General features: G+C 42.3%; 17 protein-coding genes and 1 tRNA gene. All 18 read left to right on the forward strand.

Annotation, left to right across the window (positions count from 1 at the left end; translation table 11 throughout):
• Nucleotides 1-14: 14 nt before the first annotated feature.
• The 18 genes from DW862_RS01150 to DW862_RS01235 all read left to right on the forward strand — a co-directional run bounded on the left by DW862_RS01150 (nt 15) and on the right by DW862_RS01235 (nt 19,837).
• Nucleotides 15-2,219: a beta-glucosidase gene (locus DW862_RS01150; protein WP_120067120.1), complete on the forward strand. Its 2,205-nt coding sequence runs from the start codon at nt 15-17 to the stop codon at nt 2,217-2,219.
• 6 nt (nt 2,220-2,225) lie between these two features.
• Nucleotides 2,226-3,542: a sugar MFS transporter gene (locus tag DW862_RS01155; RefSeq protein ID WP_004309608.1), complete on the forward strand. Its 1,317-nt coding sequence runs from the start codon at nt 2,226-2,228 to the stop codon at nt 3,540-3,542.
• Between the two features lie 17 nt (nt 3,543-3,559).
• Nucleotides 3,560-4,747 carry an N-acetylglucosamine-6-phosphate deacetylase gene (gene nagA / locus DW862_RS01160; RefSeq protein WP_120067121.1) on the forward strand — a complete coding sequence of 396 codons (1,188 nt, stop codon included), beginning with the start codon at nt 3,560-3,562 and terminating at the stop codon, nt 4,745-4,747.
• Entirely contained in the window at nt 4,728-5,519 is a 792-nt protein-coding gene (locus DW862_RS01165; RefSeq protein WP_008024317.1) for a glucosamine-6-phosphate deaminase, read from the forward strand. Before nagA ends, DW862_RS01165 begins: the two co-directional genes overlap by 20 nt.
• Nucleotides 5,520-5,525: 6 nt before the next feature.
• Nucleotides 5,526-6,530: a Gfo/Idh/MocA family protein gene (locus DW862_RS01170; RefSeq protein WP_120067122.1), complete on the forward strand. Its 1,005-nt coding sequence runs from the start codon at nt 5,526-5,528 to the stop codon at nt 6,528-6,530.
• Nucleotides 6,531-6,534: 4 nt separating this feature from the next.
• Nucleotides 6,535-7,944 carry a putative oxidoreductase C-terminal domain-containing protein gene (locus DW862_RS01175; RefSeq protein ID WP_099146330.1) on the forward strand — a complete coding sequence of 470 codons (1,410 nt, stop codon included), beginning with the start codon at nt 6,535-6,537 and terminating at the stop codon, nt 7,942-7,944.
• Between the two features lie 51 nt (nt 7,945-7,995).
• Complete coding sequence (locus DW862_RS01180) at nt 7,996-8,766, forward strand: FAD:protein FMN transferase (RefSeq protein WP_118407406.1); 771 nt, start codon at nt 7,996-7,998, stop codon at nt 8,764-8,766.
• Nucleotide 8,767: 1 nt separating this feature from the next.
• Nucleotides 8,768-10,093, forward strand: a complete 1,326-nt coding sequence (locus DW862_RS01185; protein WP_015532228.1) for a Gfo/Idh/MocA family protein — start codon at nt 8,768-8,770, stop codon at nt 10,091-10,093.
• Between the two features lie 3 nt (nt 10,094-10,096).
• Complete coding sequence (locus tag DW862_RS26230; RefSeq protein WP_004299591.1) at nt 10,097-10,336, forward strand: hypothetical protein; 240 nt, start codon at nt 10,097-10,099, stop codon at nt 10,334-10,336.
• Nucleotides 10,337-10,423: 87 nt separating this feature from the next.
• Nucleotides 10,424-11,767, forward strand: a complete 1,344-nt coding sequence (locus tag DW862_RS01195) for a Gfo/Idh/MocA family oxidoreductase (RefSeq protein WP_118407407.1) — start codon at nt 10,424-10,426, stop codon at nt 11,765-11,767.
• Nucleotides 11,768-11,973: 206 nt separating this feature from the next.
• Entirely contained in the window at nt 11,974-14,619 is a 2,646-nt protein-coding gene (locus DW862_RS01200; protein ID WP_120067123.1) for a DNA gyrase/topoisomerase IV subunit A, read from the forward strand.
• On the forward strand, nt 14,619-15,479 hold the full coding sequence (locus DW862_RS01205; RefSeq protein WP_087317110.1) for a DUF3316 domain-containing protein: 861 nt from the start codon (nt 14,619-14,621) through the stop codon (nt 15,477-15,479). Before DW862_RS01200 ends, DW862_RS01205 begins: the two co-directional genes overlap by 1 nt.
• Nucleotides 15,480-15,493: 14 nt before the next feature.
• Nucleotides 15,494-16,588, forward strand: coding sequence for a S41 family peptidase (locus tag DW862_RS01210; RefSeq protein WP_004324492.1), 1,095 nt, complete (start codon nt 15,494-15,496; stop codon nt 16,586-16,588).
• A gap of 73 nt (nt 16,589-16,661) precedes the next feature.
• Nucleotides 16,662-16,743: transfer RNA gene (locus DW862_RS01215), tRNA-Leu, on the forward strand.
• 184 nt (nt 16,744-16,927) lie between these two features.
• Nucleotides 16,928-18,190 carry a site-specific integrase gene (locus DW862_RS01220; RefSeq protein ID WP_032849599.1) on the forward strand — a complete coding sequence of 421 codons (1,263 nt, stop codon included), beginning with the start codon at nt 16,928-16,930 and terminating at the stop codon, nt 18,188-18,190.
• Nucleotides 18,187-18,444 carry a hypothetical protein gene (locus DW862_RS01225; protein WP_120067124.1) on the forward strand — a complete coding sequence of 86 codons (258 nt, stop codon included), beginning with the start codon at nt 18,187-18,189 and terminating at the stop codon, nt 18,442-18,444. Before DW862_RS01220 ends, DW862_RS01225 begins: the two co-directional genes overlap by 4 nt.
• A gap of 38 nt (nt 18,445-18,482) precedes the next feature.
• Nucleotides 18,483-18,797, forward strand: a complete 315-nt coding sequence (locus tag DW862_RS01230) for a helix-turn-helix domain-containing protein (protein WP_004313899.1) — start codon at nt 18,483-18,485, stop codon at nt 18,795-18,797.
• Nucleotides 18,794-19,837: a DUF4373 domain-containing protein gene (locus DW862_RS01235; protein ID WP_120067125.1), complete on the forward strand. Its 1,044-nt coding sequence runs from the start codon at nt 18,794-18,796 to the stop codon at nt 19,835-19,837. Before DW862_RS01230 ends, DW862_RS01235 begins: the two co-directional genes overlap by 4 nt.
• The last annotated feature ends 16 nt before the right edge of the window (nt 19,838-19,853 follow it).

A 19,853-nucleotide genomic window follows, 5' to 3' on the forward strand; every position in this document is an offset into this window, starting at 1 on the left:
ACAAGTATTCTAGTATGAAAAGACTGACTCCATATAGCTGGCTGATTCTGATTATATTCTCCTCCTGCCTGACTGGTAATAAAGTAGCAAGTACTGATAAACAGATAGAAAGTTTATTATCGCAAATGACTTTGGAAGAAAAAATTGGAATGTTGCACAGTAACACGATGTTTTCAAGTACCGGTGTTCCAAGGCTTGGCATCCCCGACCTGCACTACTCCGACGGACCTCACGGAGTAAGATTTGAGGGAGTAGCCAATGGGTGGGAATCCGCCCAATGGGATAACGACGCATGTAGCTATCTACCTGCATTAAGCGCCTTAGCATCTACTTGGAACCGTGATCTGGCACAGCTATATGGAGAAGTTCTTGGAGCTGAATGTAAAGCACGCGGCAAGCATGTGAGTCTGGCTCCGGGAGTCAACATTCACCGTTCCTTACTCAATGGACGTAATTGGGAATATTTCAGTGAGGATCCGTTCTTCTCCGGTGAACTGGCTGTTCCATATATACAAGGAGTACAGTCACAGGGAGTAGCCTCTTGTGTGAAGCATTTTGCTCTGAACAGCCAGGCATACAACCAGTACAAAGTGAGTGTAGAAGTAGACGAACGCACCTTACACGAAATTTATCTTCCGGCTTTTGAAGCTGCCATACAACGAGGTGGAGCCATGGCAGCCATGGCGGCATATAACAAGGTCCGAGGGTTGTGGTGTACGGAAAGTCCTTATCTTCTTGATACTTTACTTCGTGATGAACTAGGATTTGACGGATTAGTCGTATCAGACTGGAATGCAGTCCATAACACAGAGCGAACAGCTCTGTGTGGTATGGATGTCGAAATGGGAACAAGCATCAAAGAATATGGGAAATATGCTTTCAATAAATATTATTTGGCCGATCCTTTATTGAAGAAAGTACGTAATGGAGAGATTCCGGAAGAAGCTGTCAACAAAAAAGTACGTAATATTCTGAAATTGATGATTCGACTTGATTTAATAGGACAAGCTCCTTATGACACCACAGGTATGGCAGCTAAACTTGCAATACCAACTCATACCAAGGCCGCCAGAAAAATAGCGGAGGAATCATTGGTATTATTGAAGAATTCCAAAGATATGCTACCACTAGACCCGGCACAATACAAGAATGTCGCAGTGATTGGCGCAAATGCAACCGAAGTATTTGCAGCAGGAGGTGGCAGTACAAAACTTAAAGCTAAATATGAAGTTACTCCTTTGGAAGGGCTACAAAATCTTTTAGATGGAAAAGCTCGGATCGAATATGCACCCGGCTATCAATTGAATAAAAAGGCATATAAGGTTGGCCATTGGTTCACGAACGAATTTGATAAATTCGATGAAGAGTTATATAAGAAAGCAATCAATACAGCTGCTCAAGCAGAATTGGTAATCTATATAGGTGGAACCTCCCACGAACATGGTTCTGACTGTGAAGGGTATGATAAACCGAATTTAAAGCTTCCCTACCAACAGGACAGATTATTAAAAGGTATCCTGGAGGTTAATCCCAACACTGTAGTGGTACTAATCTCCGGCGGCCCCGTCGAGATAGGAGAATGGTATAATGATGCTACGGCATTACTGCATGGCAGTTTTCTAGGGATGGAAGGAGGAAATGCACTGGCACGTACATTGTTTGGAGAAGTCAATCCTTCGGGAAAATTGACTACTACCTGGTGTAAGCGTCTGGAAGATATGCCCGATCACGTATTTGGAGAATATCCGGGTATAAACGACACCGTCCGTTTCAAAGAAGGGCTTATGGTCGGCTACCGCTACTTCGATACTTACCGTGTAGTCCCCCAATTTGAATTCGGTTATGGATTATCCTATACCACTTTTACTTATTCAAACATAAAGATGAAACCTGTATGGAAAGACTCGGACACAGAGTTTGCCGTATCATTCACCATTACTAACACGGGAAAACGATATGGCCAGGAAATTGCACAGTTATATTTGCATCAAAACAAATGTTCTGTAGAACGCCCGTTTAAAGAATTAAAAGGGTTCACTAAGGTTGGCTTAAAACCGGGTGAATCCAAACAAGTCACTATCAAGTTACCGCGCCGCGCCTTACAATACTACGATACCGAAAGTAAATGCTGGAAAGACGAACCTGGCATGTTTACAGTATTAATAGGCGCATCGTCACGGGACATCAAATTACAGAAAGATTTCGAACTGAAAAAATAAAAACACATGGGAAACAATAACCTTATAAGCAGCAAAAAGACATACTACATATCAATTGCAATTCTGGCAGGGATGTTCTTTATCTTCGGATTTGTGTCGTGGGTCAATGCCATACTGATTCCATACTTCCGCATATCCTGTGAACTGACACATTTCGAATCCTACTTTGTCGCCTTTGCATTTTATATCGCCTACTTTGTAATGGCTATCCCCTCGGGAGTACTTCTCAAGAAAGTGGGATTCAAGCGAGGTATTATGTATGGTTTTATGCTTACCGCCTTAGGAGCTTTCTTATTTGTTCCGGCAGCATTAGCCCGTCAATTCGAGATATTCCTGGCCGGTCTATTTTCCATCGGCACCGGATTAGCCATATTGCAAACTGCCGCTAATCCTTATGTCACTATTATCGGTCCTATTGATAGTGCCGCCAAACGAATCAGTATTATGGGAATATGCAATAAATTCGCAGGTATCGTCTCACCACTCATATTTGCTGCATTGATATTAAATGTTACCGACAAGGAGCTTTTTGCCACTATAGAATCGGGGACTTTAGACATAGTCACAAAGAATGCTATGCTTGACGAATTAATACAACGCGTCATTGTGCCTTATGCTGTTCTAGGTGTTATTTTACTGCTTACCGGTATCGGTATCCGTTACTCCATTCTGCCTGAAATCAATACAGACGAAGAAAACAGCACGGAAGATACAGGTAGCCACCATCACACCAGAAAAAGTATTTTCGACTTTCCCTACCTTATCTTGGGAGCAGTGGCTATATTTCTTCATGTAGGAACACAGGTTATCGCAATTGATACAATCATCAATTATGCCAATTCGATGGGTATGGACCTGCTCGAAGCTAAAACATTTCCCTCATATACATTGGCCTGTACTATGATTGGTTACCTCCTGGGGATCCTGTTAATACCCAAATATGTTTCACAAAAAAATGCACTTATAGGTTGTACCATCATCGGATTACTCCTTTCATTCGGAGTTGTATTTGCAGATTTTGAAGTAACTCTGTTCGGTCATCATGCCAATGCCTCCATTTTCTTTCTGAATGCATTGGGTTTCCCGAATGCTTTAATCTACGCAGGTATCTGGCCACTTTCCATTCATGGACTAGGGAAATTCACCAAAACCGGTTCCTCTCTTCTTATTATGGGATTATGTGGCAATGCCATTCTGCCTCTGATATATGGTCATCTGGCAGATATGTATAGTCTGCGTTTCGGTTATTGGGTATTGATTCCCTGTTTTTTATATTTGGTTTTCTTTGCAGTTAAAGGTCATAAAATAGACTCCTGGAAATAAATTAAAAACGAAATAATATGGAAAGACTCATCATAACAAATGGAAAACTCATTCTACCAACAGGCATAGAAATGGGCCAAACATTGATATGCGAAAATGGAAAAATTGAGCAGATTATTCCCAATGAAAGCTATCAACCGCTCGTTGGTGACAAGGTAATAGACGCCCGTCAGAATTATGTTTCACCAGGATTCATCGACATGCATATCCACGGAGGAGGAGGACATGACTTCATGGATGGTACTGTCGAGGCTTTTCTCGGAGTGGCCGAAACACATGCCAAGTATGGTACTACCGCAATGGTTCCCACCACACTTACCAGCACTAACGAGGAGTTAATGACGACGTTTACCGTATATCGGAAAGCCAAAGAAATGAATATCAATGGTTCGCAGTTTATCGGTTTACATTTGGAAGGACCTTACTTTTCACCGAAACAATGTGGTGCGCAAGACCCGAACTTCCTGAAAAAGCCGCAAGCTGAAGAATACAATGCCATTCTGGAAGCCTCAAAAGATATTATCCGTTGGAGCGTAGCTCCAGAGTTGGAGGGTGCTCTAGCACTAGGGCAAACTCTGCAACAACATCATATTCTCCCCTCCATCGCTCATACCGACGCGATTTATGAAGAAGTTGAGAAAGCCTTTACAGCAGGTTATACACATGTGACCCACCTTTATTCGGCCATGTCATCAGTGACCCGCAAAAATGCTTTCCGCTATGCCGGAGTAGTAGAAGCCGCCTACTTGATTGAAGATATGACAGTGGAGATTATTGCCGATGGCATACATCTTCCGAAACCCCTGCTCCAATTCGTATACAAGTTCAAAGGAGTTGATAAAACAGCCCTCTGCACTGATGCCATGAGAGGAGCGGGTATGCCGGACGGTGAATCGATATTAGGTAGCCTCAACAATGGCCAGAAAGTCATTATCGAAGACGGAGTGGCCAAAATGCCGGATCGGAAAGCTTTTGCCGGTAGTGTTGCAACAACCGACCGGCTGGTTCGAACCATGATATATTTAGTCGGTGTTCCTCTCATTGACGCCGTCCATATGATGAGCCTGACGCCCGCCCGTATTCTTCATATTGACAAAGAAAAAGGTTCTTTAGAAATCGGTAAGGATGCCGACATAGTCATTTTTGATAATCAAATAAATATAAATAATACAATATTAAAAGGCCATGTTATCTATACTAAATGAAACTAAGACCAAAGTTTTTCAGCAGGAACAATTAACAGTTCGAATTTTCCCGTCCATTCAAGAGATGGGCAGTGTAGCCGCAAAAGAAGTCGGCGACCAAATTTGTCGTTTATTGGAAAGCAAACCGGAAATAAATATGATTTTCGCCGCTGCCCCCTCACAAAATGAGTTTTTGAGTCATCTGATTCATGACAAACGCATCGACTGGACCAGAATAAACGCTTTTCATATGGATGAATACATCGGTATACATCCGGAAGCCCCACAAAGTTTTGGACATTTCCTTAGAATTCGTATCTTTGACAAAGTTCCTTTCAAGAAAGTCAACTATCTGAATGGTCTGGCGGAAAACCTTGAAGAGGAATGTCAGCGATATGCAGACTTGCTGACTAAGCATCCGGTTGACATCGTTTGTCTGGGAATTGGAGAAAATGGGCATATTGCTTTCAATGATCCGGATGTAGCAGACTTTAATGATCCCAAACTTGTGAAAGTAGTTGAGCTGGATCCAATATGTCGCCAACAGCAAGTCAATGAAAAATGCTTCATGACACTAGACTTAGTACCCAAAGAAGCTTTAACACTCACGATACCGGCTTTGCTAAGAGCTGAATGGATGTTTTGTATCGTCCCGTTCAAAAATAAAGCTCAAGCAGTCTATCAGACTGTTTATGGTGAAGTTTCAGAAAAATGTCCGGCCAGCATATTGCGAAGAAAAGAAAATTCTTCGTTATATTTGGACCCGGAAAGTGCAGAAAGAATTAATTTATAAAGGATTATGAAAAACAGAATCTCACTTCTTATACTACTGGCTATCAGCTTCAGTATACACGCACAAAAAGTTATGCGGATCGGAATTATTGGTCTGGACACATCCCATTCCACCGCTTTCACCGAATTGATTAATAGTGGTTCGGATGAGACCTTTTCCAAAGGATTTAGGGTAGTGGCAGCGTATCCGTACGGTTCAAAGACGATTCAATCCAGTTACGAACGAATCCCCGGATACATTGAAAAGGTCAAAGCAAATGGCGTGGAAATCACCTCATCAATAGCAGATTTACTGGAAAAAGTAGACTGTGTCCTTTTGGAAACCAATGACGGCAGACTACATTTGGAACAAGCCGTCGAGGTATTCAAATCAGGTAAGATATGCTATATTGACAAACCTATCGGAGCTACTTTAGGAGATGCAATCGCTATTTATGAAATGGCAGAAAAATACAATGCGCCTGTTTTTTCCTCTTCTGCTCTTAGATTTACTCCTCAAAACCAGAAATTAAGAAATGGAGAATTTGGCAAAATCCTTGGAGCCGATTGTTATTCTCCTCACAAAGTGGAACCAACGCATCCGGATTTCGGTTTCTATGGTATTCATGGAGTAGAAACATTATACACAATTATGGGGACAGGATGCGAATCAGTCAACCGGATGTCTTCAGATAGAGGGGATATAGTAGTAGGACGATGGAAAGATGGTAGAATCGGAACTTTCAGAGCGATTATAAAAGGACCGCAAATTTATGGTGGAACTGCCTATACTTCAAAAGGAGCAGTAGCCGCAGGAGGTTACCAAGGTTATAAAGCGCTTCTTGAGCAGATTCTTAAATACTTTCAAACAGGAATTTCACCTATCTCCAAAGAAGAGACAATCGAAATATTCACTTTCATGAAAGCATCCAATATGAGTAAAACAGAGAATGGAAGAATTGTCACATTGGAAGAAGCTTATCAAAAAGGTTGGAAAGATGCCCGAAAACTAATCAAAACTTATAAAAAGTAAGAGAATGAAATCTATATATAAAGGAACTGCCATTATAGCAATTTTATTTATAGTCGTTTCTTGTTCTTTCTCGAAAAAGCAAGCTGCGAATAGGATGGAGACAAATGATCTACCCCAATTGGAAATAGTAGTACTCGATCCCGGACATTTCCATGCCAGCCTGCTTCAAAAAGAGAAATTGACAGATGTCAGTGACACCATCCGGATATATGCCCCCGAAGGAACAGGCGTCAATCAATATCTGGAAAGCATTGATTCTTATAACCAGCGGGCGGAATCTCCTACGACATGGAAAAAACAAGTATATACCGGAGATGATTATCTCCAGAAAATGCTTGCCGATCATAAAGGTAATGTAGTAGTATTGGCCGGAAACAATCAGAAAAAGACGCGCTATATCATGGAGTCTATCAAAGCCGGATATCATGTCCTTGCCGATAAGCCACTGGCTATCAATCCACAGGATTTCAAGTTATTGACAGAAGCCTATCAACTCGCCAAAGAAAAGAATCTTCTTTTATACGATCTGATGACGGAACGTTATGATATCCTCAATATCATAGAAAAAGAGCTTTTGCATCAGACGGAATTATTCGGAGATTTACAAAAAGGTTCACCGGACAATCCATCTGTCATAATGGAAAGCGTGCATCATTTTTTCAAGACAGTTTCTGGCAAGCCATTAATTCGCCCGGCATGGTATTACGATGTAGAGCAACAAGGAGAAGGCATTGCAGATGTTACAACACATCTGATCGACCTCATCAACTGGCAATGTTTTCCTGATGAAACGATTCATTATCAATCGGATGTCACCGTGAATGCCGCCAAACACTGGCCAACTCCAATTACATTAGCAGAGTTCAGTCAATCGACACAAATCGATTCTTTTCCCGCTTATCTTAACCGATACATAAAAAACGATGTATTGGAGGTGATGGCAAACGGAAGTCTCAACTATACCGTTAAAGGGATTTGTATAGGAATGAAAGTCACATGGAATTATACTCCACCCACTAACGGAGGAGATACATTTACTTCCATAAAGAAAGGAAGTAAAGCCACTTTAAAAATCGTTCAGGATGAAAAAAATGGATTTGTAAAAGAGCTATATATACAGAAAGAACCGGACATTGACAATCGGACATTTGAAGCTCAATTGCAAAAAACAGTGGAACAGCTTCAAATAACTTATCCGTTCTTATCTGTCAAAAACAAAAAGAATGGAACTTATCTGATTGACATACCACAGGAAAAACGATTAGGACACGAAGAACATTTCAGCAAAGTGGCAAAGGCTTTCCTGCATTATGTACACAATCAGGATATGCCGGAATGGGAAAATGAAAATACACTAGCTAAATATTACATTACTACTACTGCTGTAGAAATGGCAAAGAAAGGAAACAAATAAACAAAACAATAGGTGTTAGAAACAAGATGCAAATATTATGAAAATGAAGCCATGTTTCATGGCTTCATTCCTCATATCATGGGGACCCGATTCGATATCCTGCTCATTCATTCCGATATCGACCGATTGAATACACTTTGGGCAGATATCGCCTATGAGCTGGAGCGATTGGATAAAATATTAAATCGTTTTGATCCTCATAGTGAAGTTTCCAAGATTAATAATCATGCTTCTCAAAGCAAGATTCAAATCAGTAAAGAGATGAAATCAATCTTACAGCTTTGCTCATACTATTATGAGACCACTTCACACTTATTCGACATTACATTAAAAGATTTCTCCCAAATACAACTTCATGAACATTCATATATCTCCTTTACATCTCCTGATATTTCACTTGATTTTGGAGGTTTTGCCAAAGGATATGCTTTGAAGAAAATAAGAAAATTCATTGAACAGGAGAATATTAGTGATGCATTTGCTAATTTTGGAAACAGTTCGATCCTGGGTATAGGACATCATCCTTATGGAGATTGTTGGGAAGTCAGTTTTCTGAACCCGTACAATCAGTCTCTTCTAAAAGAATTCGATCTGCAGGATACAGCATTATCCACTTCCGGCAATACGTTACAATATACCGGACACATTATGAATCCGCTTACAGGCATATTTAATAAACAACGAAAAGCAAGTTCTATCCTGTCCCCCGACCCGTTGGAAGCCGAAATTCTTAGTACGGTCTGGATGATTGCCAATGAACAGGAACAAAAAAAGATTTCAGAAAAGTTCAATAATATACAAGCAACCCTATACAATTTATGATATGAAAGAACATAAAGAAAAAGGAGTAGACTTAGGACTCAGACAATTCATCAAAAGCCTGGGATATGTTGCCGGAGGAACCGCATTATTGGCGACCACTCCTTGGCTGACTTCCTGTACTCCGGAGAAACTACAAGAGATCAAGCATGAGAAAGCACGAATCGCTTTGATTGGTACCGGGTCCAGAGGACAATACCACATCCATAACCTCAAAGAAATACCTCATGCACAAATTGTTGCCGTATGTGATAATTATGCCCCCAATCTTCAACAAGCATTAGAACTTTGTCCGGATGCAAAGCCATATACGGATTACCGCAAACTACTGGAATCGAAGGACATCGATGGAGTCATCATATCCACACCACTAAACTGGCATGCACCTATTGTATTGGACGCATTAGCTGCCGGCAAACATGTCTTTTGCGAGAAAGCAATGGCACGTACCCTTGACGAGTGCAAGGCTATCTATGACACTTACAACCAGTCAGACAAAGTCCTCTACTTTTGTATGCAGCGAATGTATGACGAGAAGTACATCAAGGGAATGCAGATGATCCATTCCGGTCTCATCGGAGATGTAGTAGGTCTTCGCTGTCACTGGTTCCGTAATGCAGACTGGCGTCGTCCGGTTCCTTCACCAGAGCTGGAACGCAAAATTAATTGGAGATTATACAAAGAGAGCTCCGGAGGATTAATGACGGAATTAGCATGCCATCAGTTGGAAGTTTGTAACTGGGCAGCCCAAAAAATGCCGGAATCCATTATGGGAATGGGTGACATTGTATACTGGAAAGACGGACGAGAAGTTTATGATAGCGTCAATGTCACTTACAGATACTCGGATGGAGTTAAGATCGCATACGAATCATTGATTTCCAACAAGTTCAACGGAATGGAAGACCAGATTCTGGGAAGTAAAGGAACCATGGAAATGGCAAAAGGTATTTATTATCTGGAAGAAGATCATTCAACTTCGGGTATCCGGCAACTGATTGACCAGGTAAAAGACAAGGTCTTTGCCGCCATCCCGACAGCAGGTCCCAGTTGGCGACCGGAAACAAAAATGGAGTACACACCACACTTTATCATTGATGGAGATATTCACGTAAACAGTGGATTGAGTATGATCGGAGCAGACAAAGACGGTTCGGACATTATCCTGTCTTCTTTCTGCCAGTCGTGTATCACCGGAGAGAAAGCACAGAATGTAGTGGAAGAAGCATATTGTTCAACGGTTCTTTGTTTACTTGGAAATCAGGCAATGGATGAACAACGCCATATCCTCTTCCCCGACGAATATAAAATACCCTATATGAAATTCTAAACTATGAAAGATATTATTATCACCTCAAAAAAGTTGAAACAAGAAAGGAATATCTTTCTTCTAAGTTTCCTGCTTGCATTTATCATCAATGTAATTGCAATCATTATCTATTCCCGCCCATGGATTGAAATAATATCCCAAATCGGGTATGTCATCGTGATTAGTTTTTTCATCTATCTCATATTATGGATTCCCCGAGGAATCCTGATATTCTTGAGTCACCTTTTCCGAAGAAAAAAATAAGAGATTTACGTTTTTTGAAGGAGAATTGACGGAAATACTCATTCACATATTCTAATAACAACCTAATTTTGGAGAAAAATAGATACTATGACAACAAGAAGAGATTTTATCAAAAAAACAGTAGCAGGTACAGCTGCACTCTCATTAGGAAGCATACTTCCAGGATTCGGTTCAAGCCGTTATCAAGATATTCTGGGAGCTAACGAAAAAATACGTATCGGAGTCATTGGAGTGAACTCGAGAGGTAAGGCCCTGGCGCAAGGATTTGCCAAACTTCCAGATTGTGAAGTTACTTACATTTGTGATGTAGACTCAAGAGCATTAGAAAAATGTCAGGCTGCTATCCACAAAATTACCGGACGTACTCCCAAAGGAGAAAAAGACATTCGTAAGATGTTAGAGTCGAACGATTTTGAAGCAGTGGTGATTGCTACCCCTGACCATTGGCATGCCAAAGCAGCCATTATGGCTATGCAGGCCGGAAAGCATGTTTATCTGGAAAAACCGACCAGTCATAATCCGGCAGAAAATGAAATGTTGGTTCGAGCCGCTTTGAAATATAACCGGATTGTTCAAGTGGGTAACCAACGCCGCTCCTTTCCCAATGTAATTAAAGCTATGGAGGAAATAAAATCCGGTTCTATCGGAAAAGTGAGATATGCCAAATCTTGGTATGTCAATAATCGCCCTTCCATTGGAACAGGGAAAGTTGTTCCTGTACCTGATTATCTGGATTGGGATTTATGGCAAGGTCCTGCCCCACGTGTTGCAGATTTCAAAGATAATTTCATCCATTATAACTGGCATTGGTTCTGGAATTGGGGAACAGGTGAAGCGCTCAACAATGGAACCCACTTTGTTGATATACTCCGCTGGGGACTGGGCGTAGATTATCCTACAAAGGTTGATTCTATCGGAGGTCGGTATCGTTTTCAGGACGACTGGCAAACTCCTGACACACAACTTATCACCTTCCAATTTGGTGACGAAGCATCTTTTTCATGGGAAGGACGTAGTTGTAATACGATGCCGGTAGACGGATATGGAGTAGGAACCGCATTTTATGGAGAAACCGGAACTCTCTTCATTGGCGGTGGCAATGAATATAAAATTACAGATATAAAAGGTAAAACGATTAAAGAGGTAAAAAGTGATTTAAAATTTGAGACCGGCAATCTGTTGAATCCATCCGAAAAGCTGGATGCCTTCCACTTCCGAAACTGGTTTGATGCCATTCGTAAAGGAACAAAGTTAAATTCCGGAATTGTAGATGCCTGTATCAGTACCCAGTTAGTACAATTAGGTAACATTGCCCAACGTGTCGGACATTCATTACAGATTGATCCGGGAAGCGGACGAATTCTCAACGATTTGGAAGCCAATAAACTTTGGGGAAGAGAGTACGAAAAAGGTTGGGAAATACGGGTTTAAAGCATGTCCCCATTTCTCGTTTTTTCATTAGGTTATAATTTTACAGAAAGGCATGTCTTTGATAGGATATGCCTTTCTGTTTTCCTTCCGTAAAGCTGATTTATACCCTTTTAACACACGGAATATTCATCGTTTTTCATCGAAATCTCTTTTATTTTTGTATTTTTGCGTGCGTATGCGTTAAAATTATAGTATATACGAATTTTATGAGTGACGAAATCAACGAGATAACGGAAGAACATTCAGACTACAAACCAGCGGACGCGCGGGACGAAAGCGTAAAACATCAGTTAACAGGCATGTACCAGAATTGGTTTCTGGACTATGCTTCATATGTTATTCTGGAACGTGCCGTACCTCACATCAATGACGGTTTAAAGCCTGTGCAACGTCGTATCCTACATTCGATGAAACGTCTGGATGACGGGCGGTATAACAAAGTGGCAAATATTGTGGGACACACCATGCAGTTCCACCCGCATGGGGATGCTTCTATCGGGGATGCCTTGGTACAGTTGGGACAGAAAGACCTGTTGATTGACTGTCAGGGTAACTGGGGTAATATTCTCACCGGAGACGGTGCGGCTGCTCCCCGTTATATCGAGGCGCGTTTATCCAAGTTTGCGCTGGATGTTGTCTTCAATCCCAAAACTACTGAATGGAAATTGTCATACGACGGACGAAATAAGGAACCAGTCACTCTTCCTGTGAAATTCCCATTATTACTGGCGCAGGGAGTGGAAGGTATCGCCGTTGGACTTTCTTCCAAGATATTGCCGCATAACTTCAACGAACTTTGCGATGCTTCCATCAGCTATCTGCGTGGGGAAGAATTCCAACTGTATCCCGATTTCCAGACAGGCGGCTCGATTGATGTAGCCAAATACAACGACGGAGAACGTGGCGGAGCAGTGAAAGTACGTGCCAAGATCAACAAGATTGATAACAAAACACTTGCAATCACAGAGATCCCTTATGGGAAAACCACTTCAACAGTGATCGACTCTATCCTAAAAGCTGTTGATAAAGGAAAAATCAAAATTCGCAAGGTAGATGACAACACAGCTGCCAACGTAGAAATATTAGTGCATCTGGCACCAGGTACATCATCGGACAAAACAATCGACGCATTGTACGCATTCACCGATTGCGAAGTAAGTATCTCACCCAACTGTTGCGTGATTGACGACAGCAAACCTCATTTCCTCACTGTCAGCAAAGTCTTGAGAAAGTCAGCAGACAACACGCTGGATTTGCTAAAGCAGGAGCTGGAAATCAAGAAAAACGAAATACTGGAAGCGTTGCACTTTGCTTCGCTCGAAAAGATATTTATCGAAGAACGCATCTATAAGGACAAAGAGTTCGAACAATCCAAAGATATGGACGCAGCTTGTGCTCATATTGACGAACGCCTGACGCCTTATTATCCGAAATTTATCCGTGAAGTCACCAAAGAGGATATTCTCAAACTAATGGAAATCAAAATGGGACGTATTCTGAAATTCAATTCGGACAAAGCGGATGAACTAATTGCCAGGATGAAAGAAGAAGTGGCCGAGATTGATAATCATCTGGCTCACATCGTAGATTATACCGTCAACTGGTATCAGATGTTGAAAAACAAATACGGCAAGAACTTCCCGCGCCGTACGGAACTGCGTAACTTCGACACCATCGAAGCTGCCAAAGTAGTAGAAGCAAACGAGAAACTTTATATCAACCGCGAAGAAGGATTTATCGGAACAGCCTTGAAAAAAGACGAGTTCGTTGCATGTTGTTCGGATATCGATGATGTCATTATCTTCTTCCGCGACGGTAAGTATATCGTTACTCCTGTTGCCGACAAGAAATTCGTCGGCAAAAACGTTCTCTATGTCAATGTATTCAAGAAGAACGATAAACGTACGATCTACAATATAGCTTACCGCGATGGAAAAGAAGGAACGACATACGTAAAACGTTTCGCCGTAACCTCTGTAGTTCGCGACCGCGAATATGATGTCACACTGGGAACTCCCGAATCACGGATTACCTATTTCAGTGCTAATCCGAACGGAGAAGCCGAAATCATCAAGGTGACATTGAAACCGAATCCGCGTGTACGCCGTATCATCTTCGAGCATGATTTCAGCGAGGTCAGCATCAAGGGACGCCAGGCACGAGGTGTGATTCTCACCCGCTTGCCGGTACATAAGATATCCCTGAAACAAAAAGGAGGTTCTACGCTCGGTGGACGTAAAGTATGGTTTGACCGTGACATACTCCGCCTCAACTATGACGGACGAGGTGAATATCTGGGTGAATTCCAAAGCGACGACAGCATATTGATTGTTCTGAACAACGGTGATTTCTATACTACCAACTTCGACTTGAGCAACCACTATGAAGATAATGTAAGCATCGTGGAGAAATTTGATCCTAACAAGATATGGACTGCCGCGCTTTACGATGCCGACCAACAGAATTATCCGTATCTGAAACGTTTCTGTTTTGAGGCCTCCAACCGTAAACAGAACTACTTGGGAGAAAATAAGAACAACCGTCTGATCTTGCTGACCGACGAGTACTATCCTCGTCTGGAAGTCATATTTGGCGGACACGACAATTTCCGTGATCCGTTGAATATCGATGCGGATGAATTCATTGCTGTCAAAGGTTTCAAAGCCAAGGGAAAACGTATCACTACCTATGCAGTGGAGACGATCAATGAGCTTGAACCAACTCGCTTCCCCGAACCCTCACAAGAACAACAGGAAGTTCCTGAAGAGGAGCCGGAAAATCTGGACCCGGACAGCGGCAAGAGCGAAGGCGACATTATTGATGAAATCACCGGGCAGATGAAATTATTCTGATGAAGAAAAAACTAATATACCTGGGGCTGACAGGTTGCATCCTGTTCGCCCTTTGCACAAGATTACAAGCGCAGATCGACAGTCTGCAAGCCCATCGGTATGTAACACGTGCCACCATGTATGGTATCGGATTTACTAACGTTTTCGACACCTATCTTTCACCACAGGAATACAAAGGAATCGACTTCCGTGTTTCCCGTGAGTTGATTCGGATGACCAAGTTGTTTGATGGAAATGTATCTGTGCAGAACTTCTTTCAGGCAAACATCAGCTATACGCACAACCGGGCCGATAACAATAACACTTTCTCCGGATTAGTCAACTGGAACTATGGATTACATTACCAGTTCCGCCTGACAGATAATTTCAAATTATTAGCCGGAGGATTGATAGATGTCAACGGAGGCTTTGTCTATAATCTCCGGAACACCAACAATCCGGCATCCGCACGGGCATACGTCAATCTGGATGCCTCCGGAATGGCTATTTGGCACCTGAAAATCAAACGGTATCCGATGGTGCTTCGTTATCAGGTCAATCTGCCGGTTATGGGAGTGATGTTCTCTCCCCACTACGGACAATCTTATTACGAGATATTCTCTTTGGGAAATTCGAGTGGAGTAATAAAATTTACCTCCCTGCACAATCAACCTTCGTTGCGACAGATGCTCTCCGTCGACCTGCCGATAGGATATACCAAAATGCGTTTCAGCTACCTGGCTGATTTGCAGCAATCCAACGTTAACAATATCAAGACACATACCTACTCACACGTATTCATGGTAGGATTTGTGAAAGACCTATACCGTATCCGAAATAAGAAAGGAACCGCTCTTCCTTCATCGGTTAGAGCTTACTAAGAGAACAAAATTTAATGTTGAAACTTCAAGTGAGAGATCAATTAATGATGAGAAATAAGATTAGACAAATACTTTGGCTGCTCTGCTGCCTTCCGGTGCTGACTGGTTGCATTGGGGAGGATGACTACGCCAATGATCCCAGAGGTAATTTCGAACAACTATGGAAGATCATTGACGAACAGTATTGTTTCCTGGATACGAAAGGTATTGACTGGGATGCTGTTCATGACGAATACAGCAAACTGATTATTCCGTCGATGTCCAATGATGACCTGTTCGACATCCTAAGCCAAATGCTTTATATCTTGAAAGACGGGCATGTCAATCTATCTTCTGCCAGTCGTATTTCTTATTACGATGCATGGTATCAGGGCTACCCCTGGAATTATAGAGAAGATATTCTTTATAACTATTATCTGGGTAGTGCCAATTCAGGCTATCGCACATCCGCTGGTCTTAAATATAAAATATTCGACAATAACATAGGATACATACGTTATGAAAGTTTCAGTGCCGGAGTTGGAGATGGCAATTTGGATGAGGTCCTTTACTATTTACAAATCTGCAATGGATTAATTATCGATGTCCGTGATAACGGAGGAGGTAATCTGACCAATTCTTCACGCATAGCTGCCCGGTTCACTGATAAACTGGCACTAACAGGATATATCCAACATAAGACAGGTCCGGGACACAATGATTTCTCAGAGATGGAACCCATTTATTTAGAACCCTCCAACAGTATTCGTTGGCAAAAAAAGGTCGTGATACTAACCAATCGTCGATGTTATAGTGCCACAAATGATTTTGTTAACATAATGCGCAGCTTAAACAATGATAACGAGGATAAAAGAATCATCCAGCTGGGCGATCAGACTGGTGGTGGATCAGGGCTGCCATTTTCATCAGAATTACCCAATGGCTGGAGCGTCCGCTTCTCTGCCAGCCCCCACTTTGATAAGTATGGAAAGTCATTGGAAGATGGAATAAAACCTGATGTATACGTAAACATGGATAAGATTCTGGAAGAAGGGATAGAGCAGGGCGACATAGAATCACAAAAGAAAGATCCACTGATTGAAAAGGCATTCGAAATCTTAAGTGAATAACTTTATTGCCGAATTATTTGCCAAATCAGAAAATCTTCCTATCTTTGCACCGCTAAACAAAAAAGCTACACATGCGGATGTGGCGTAATTGGTAGCCGCGCCAGACTTAGGATCTGGTGCCGTGAGGCGTGTAGGTTCGAGTCCTATCATCCGCACAAACTACACTGTATTTACAGTTAAAAAGCCCCTAAAACGGACATTTTAGGGGCTTTTTTGTGTCCTCTTCGCTGGTCATCCGAAAAATGCTAACAACAATTCGGTGCCATTCTCGGTGACAGGATTCCTTTTTTTATCTTGATTTTTTGGATTCAAAGTAGGATTCACCAAAAAAAATCAAGTATGGAAAGAAAAAAAACTTTCAACGTTCTGTTTTGGCTACGGAAAAGTCGAACAAATGAAAGTCTGTCACCTCTGTTCTGCAGAGTTACAATCATGGGGCAAAGATACGAAATTCCGACGAATTGTCATATCTCCCCCGCTTCATGGTCGGCAGTCGCCCAAAAGTCACTCGGAAAAACAGCTGTAGACAAGGAAACAAACAGGTATATCGAAGATTTAAAATTGCAAATTGAAGAAACCTGTAACAAGCTCCGGCAAAAGAACTATCCCCTCAACATCGAGAACTTTAAACTCATGTTCCAATCAGAGGATAACGAATATTCTACCATTAAAACGCTGTTCGAATATCACATGATTATGGAAGGGAAAAAACTCTCCCAGTCAACATGCTACCAATACGGAGTTACCTTGAAATATCTACTAAGCTACGTGCGAATCAAACACAAAGTGGCCGACTACGATATAAGTATCATCGACGCAGCTTTTGTCAATGAGTTTTTCGCCTATCTGCAAGGTTATTTGCGACAGGACAACATGAAACGATGCGATATTAACGGAGCATTGAAGCACATGGAACGCTTCAAAAAAGTCATGGAAATGGCGTTCAATAACGAATGGATAAATCGAAATCCGGTAAAAGCACTCAAAGCACATAAAGAAAAAACCGACATCAACGAACTGGACGAAGAAGCCGTAAAACGACTTTCCACTGTAATACTACCTCCTAATCTGGGCATTGTCAGAGACTTGTTCATTTTTGCCGTGTATACCGGAGTCTCATACGAAGATATGACACGATTAACGCAAAAGAACATCGTTATCGGCATAGACAAAAGCCTGTGGCTGCATTACAAACGGGTCAAAACAGGTGTCCGTGTATCATTGCCATTACTAGAACCTGCATTGGAAATTATCAATAGATATGACACCTACCACAAAGGCGGCAAAAAGAACCAGCCGCTATTCCCTTATGTCAGCAATCAGATCATGAACCGTTATCTCAAAAAAGTAGCCAAACTCGCCGGAGTAGAAGACAGAGTTACGTATCACGTTGCCCGCCACACGTTCGCAACGACAATCACCCTGCAACATGAAATCCCACTCGAAACCGTATCAAAAATGCTGGGACATACCAAAATCACAACGACACAGGTATATGCACGAGTAGTCGATACGAAGGTAATGCGCGATATGGCAACACTCAAAGATATGTATTCACATAAAGAAGATAAATCACCCAATAATAAAGCCGCAAACGAATGAAAGCAACCGTAATTATCAATCAGGAAGAACTGGAACTGAAAGCTATCGACAGCATGATAGCGTATGAGAAAAGCTTCATCACCTATTCAGAAATGAAGAAGGCGGTTAGTGATGCGTTGCGGCATTATGGCAGTAGGGAAGGACACCGGAAAATTGTCCTGAAAGGGTGGATTATAAAGACGATCTACGCTCTCGACAGTAACCAACTGAAGGACCTCGACCGGGTTACTTTTGAATACCTGAATGAATATTAATCATTTGAATGAATATTAACCATATAAAAAGCAGAATTATGAAAACAGAAACCAACAGCATGAGAATCGTGAAACCTGAAAAGACAGATACAGCCGGAACTCCACAACAGGAAAAAGACCCTGAAAAATCGAAATACAAGCCCGTTACGCCCGTTATGCTTGACACCGTGCCCGAAGATGCTGTATTCATCCGATCAGCCGATGTATGCAAGCTGCTAAACATCAGCAACTCGACATTGAGAAACCTGCGCGCGGAGCGAGCTATCCCGTTCTATAAACTGGGTGGGACTTTCCTATACAGCAAAGAAGAAATCATGAATTACCTGGCATCTAATTACAGCAGAAGAATATGAGCAAGAACGGATTTTCCTATTACAAAGCGGAAACAGACCGCTTTCAGGACATCAAAATAAAACGCCTGAAAAAGAAATACGGGTGCGACGGCTATGCCGTATACCAATATGCATTGAACGAAATCTACCGTGTCGACGGTTCGTATATCCGCTGGACAGAAGATCAGCTTTTCGACTGTGCCGACTATTGGGGCATGAACGAGGAACGGGTGAAAGAGATTGTAGACTATTGCGCTGAAATCTGCCTGTTCGACCCCGTCGTGTGGAAGATGAAATGTATTCTCACCTCCCGGGCCATTCAGAGCCGATATATAGACATCTGCAAGCTGGCGAAGAAGAAAATGTATATCCCGCTGGATATTCTTCTCGTAGAACCGGAGCAGCCCATAAAGGAACCCGTCACTATGCCTCTGTTTGAAGCTGCGACAGCCGCGGAACCGACCGGGCAAAACGTACCGGACGTGTCGGTGTCACCGACAACGGTAGAACCTACTTTCGAGAAAGTTCCGGAAGATTTCCAGAACTTTCCGGAAACTTCCGGAAACCTTCCGGAAAAAATCGACAAAGAAAAGAAAAGCAAAGAAAAAGAAAACAAAGAAAAGTCCTCCTCTATCCCCCTACCGACTATCGGAGAACTCACGGAGGAGGAAGCGAGAGCTTTGCTTTCTTCCACTCCGTTGGGGAGAAACAAGCCTGAAACGACCATTGCAACAGGTGGCAATACTGCTTCCACAACTACCGGGAAACGCCCGCCACAAGTGGAGGCGGCGGCGCGCGAACAAAAGCCACGCAATCCCAAAGGGCTGATAGAGGCCCTAAGCCCTTACAATCTTTCCCCCCGGGAACTTGAGGAGGTGCTCAAACTGTCCGGACACGGCGAAATAGGAAATCCCGTATGGCAAATTCTAGGCGAAATGCATGGAAACAAACGCCTGCGGATGCCCCGGTTGTTCCTGTTGAAGCGGCTACGGGATGCCGTGGGGTTGATAGCGGGCAGCACTCACGGAGATGCCGGAATAAAAAAGAAATCGGCTTCATAGCCTCACAAAAAGCAAC

The organism is Bacteroides sp. AM37-9, assembly GCF_003603455.1.
Taxonomy (GTDB): domain Bacteria; phylum Bacteroidota; class Bacteroidia; order Bacteroidales; family Bacteroidaceae; genus Bacteroides; species Bacteroides xylanisolvens.

What these genes read in the sequence shown, in the direction of transcription:
- DW862_RS01195 (WP_118407407.1), top strand. Translation starts at nt 10,424, where the DNA reads ATGACAACAAGAAGAGATTTTATCAAAAAAACAGTAGCAGGTACAGCT.
- DW862_RS01165 (WP_008024317.1), top strand. Translation starts at nt 4,728, where the DNA reads ATGTTATCTATACTAAATGAAACTAAGACCAAAGTTTTTCAGCAGGAA.
- DW862_RS01170 (WP_120067122.1), top strand. Translation starts at nt 5,526, where the DNA reads ATGAAAAACAGAATCTCACTTCTTATACTACTGGCTATCAGCTTCAGT.
- DW862_RS01185 (WP_015532228.1), top strand. Translation starts at nt 8,768, where the DNA reads ATGAAAGAACATAAAGAAAAAGGAGTAGACTTAGGACTCAGACAATTC.
- DW862_RS01150 (WP_120067120.1), top strand. Translation starts at nt 15, where the DNA reads ATGAAAAGACTGACTCCATATAGCTGGCTGATTCTGATTATATTCTCC.
- DW862_RS01200 (WP_120067123.1), top strand. Translation starts at nt 11,974, where the DNA reads ATGAGTGACGAAATCAACGAGATAACGGAAGAACATTCAGACTACAAA.
- DW862_RS01225 (WP_120067124.1), top strand. Translation starts at nt 18,187, where the DNA reads ATGAAAGCAACCGTAATTATCAATCAGGAAGAACTGGAACTGAAAGCT.
- DW862_RS01220 (WP_032849599.1), top strand. Translation starts at nt 16,928, where the DNA reads ATGGAAAGAAAAAAAACTTTCAACGTTCTGTTTTGGCTACGGAAAAGT.
- DW862_RS01230 (WP_004313899.1), top strand. Translation starts at nt 18,483, where the DNA reads ATGAAAACAGAAACCAACAGCATGAGAATCGTGAAACCTGAAAAGACA.
- DW862_RS01235 (WP_120067125.1), top strand. Translation starts at nt 18,794, where the DNA reads ATGAGCAAGAACGGATTTTCCTATTACAAAGCGGAAACAGACCGCTTT.
- nagA (WP_120067121.1), top strand. Translation starts at nt 3,560, where the DNA reads ATGGAAAGACTCATCATAACAAATGGAAAACTCATTCTACCAACAGGC.
- DW862_RS01175 (WP_099146330.1), top strand. Translation starts at nt 6,535, where the DNA reads ATGAAATCTATATATAAAGGAACTGCCATTATAGCAATTTTATTTATA.
- DW862_RS01155 (WP_004309608.1), top strand. Translation starts at nt 2,226, where the DNA reads ATGGGAAACAATAACCTTATAAGCAGCAAAAAGACATACTACATATCA.
- DW862_RS01210 (WP_004324492.1), top strand. Translation starts at nt 15,494, where the DNA reads ATGTTGAAACTTCAAGTGAGAGATCAATTAATGATGAGAAATAAGATT.
- DW862_RS01180 (WP_118407406.1), top strand. Translation starts at nt 7,996, where the DNA reads ATGTTTCATGGCTTCATTCCTCATATCATGGGGACCCGATTCGATATC.
- DW862_RS01205 (WP_087317110.1), top strand. Translation starts at nt 14,619, where the DNA reads ATGAAGAAAAAACTAATATACCTGGGGCTGACAGGTTGCATCCTGTTC.
- DW862_RS26230 (WP_004299591.1), top strand. Translation starts at nt 10,097, where the DNA reads ATGAAAGATATTATTATCACCTCAAAAAAGTTGAAACAAGAAAGGAAT.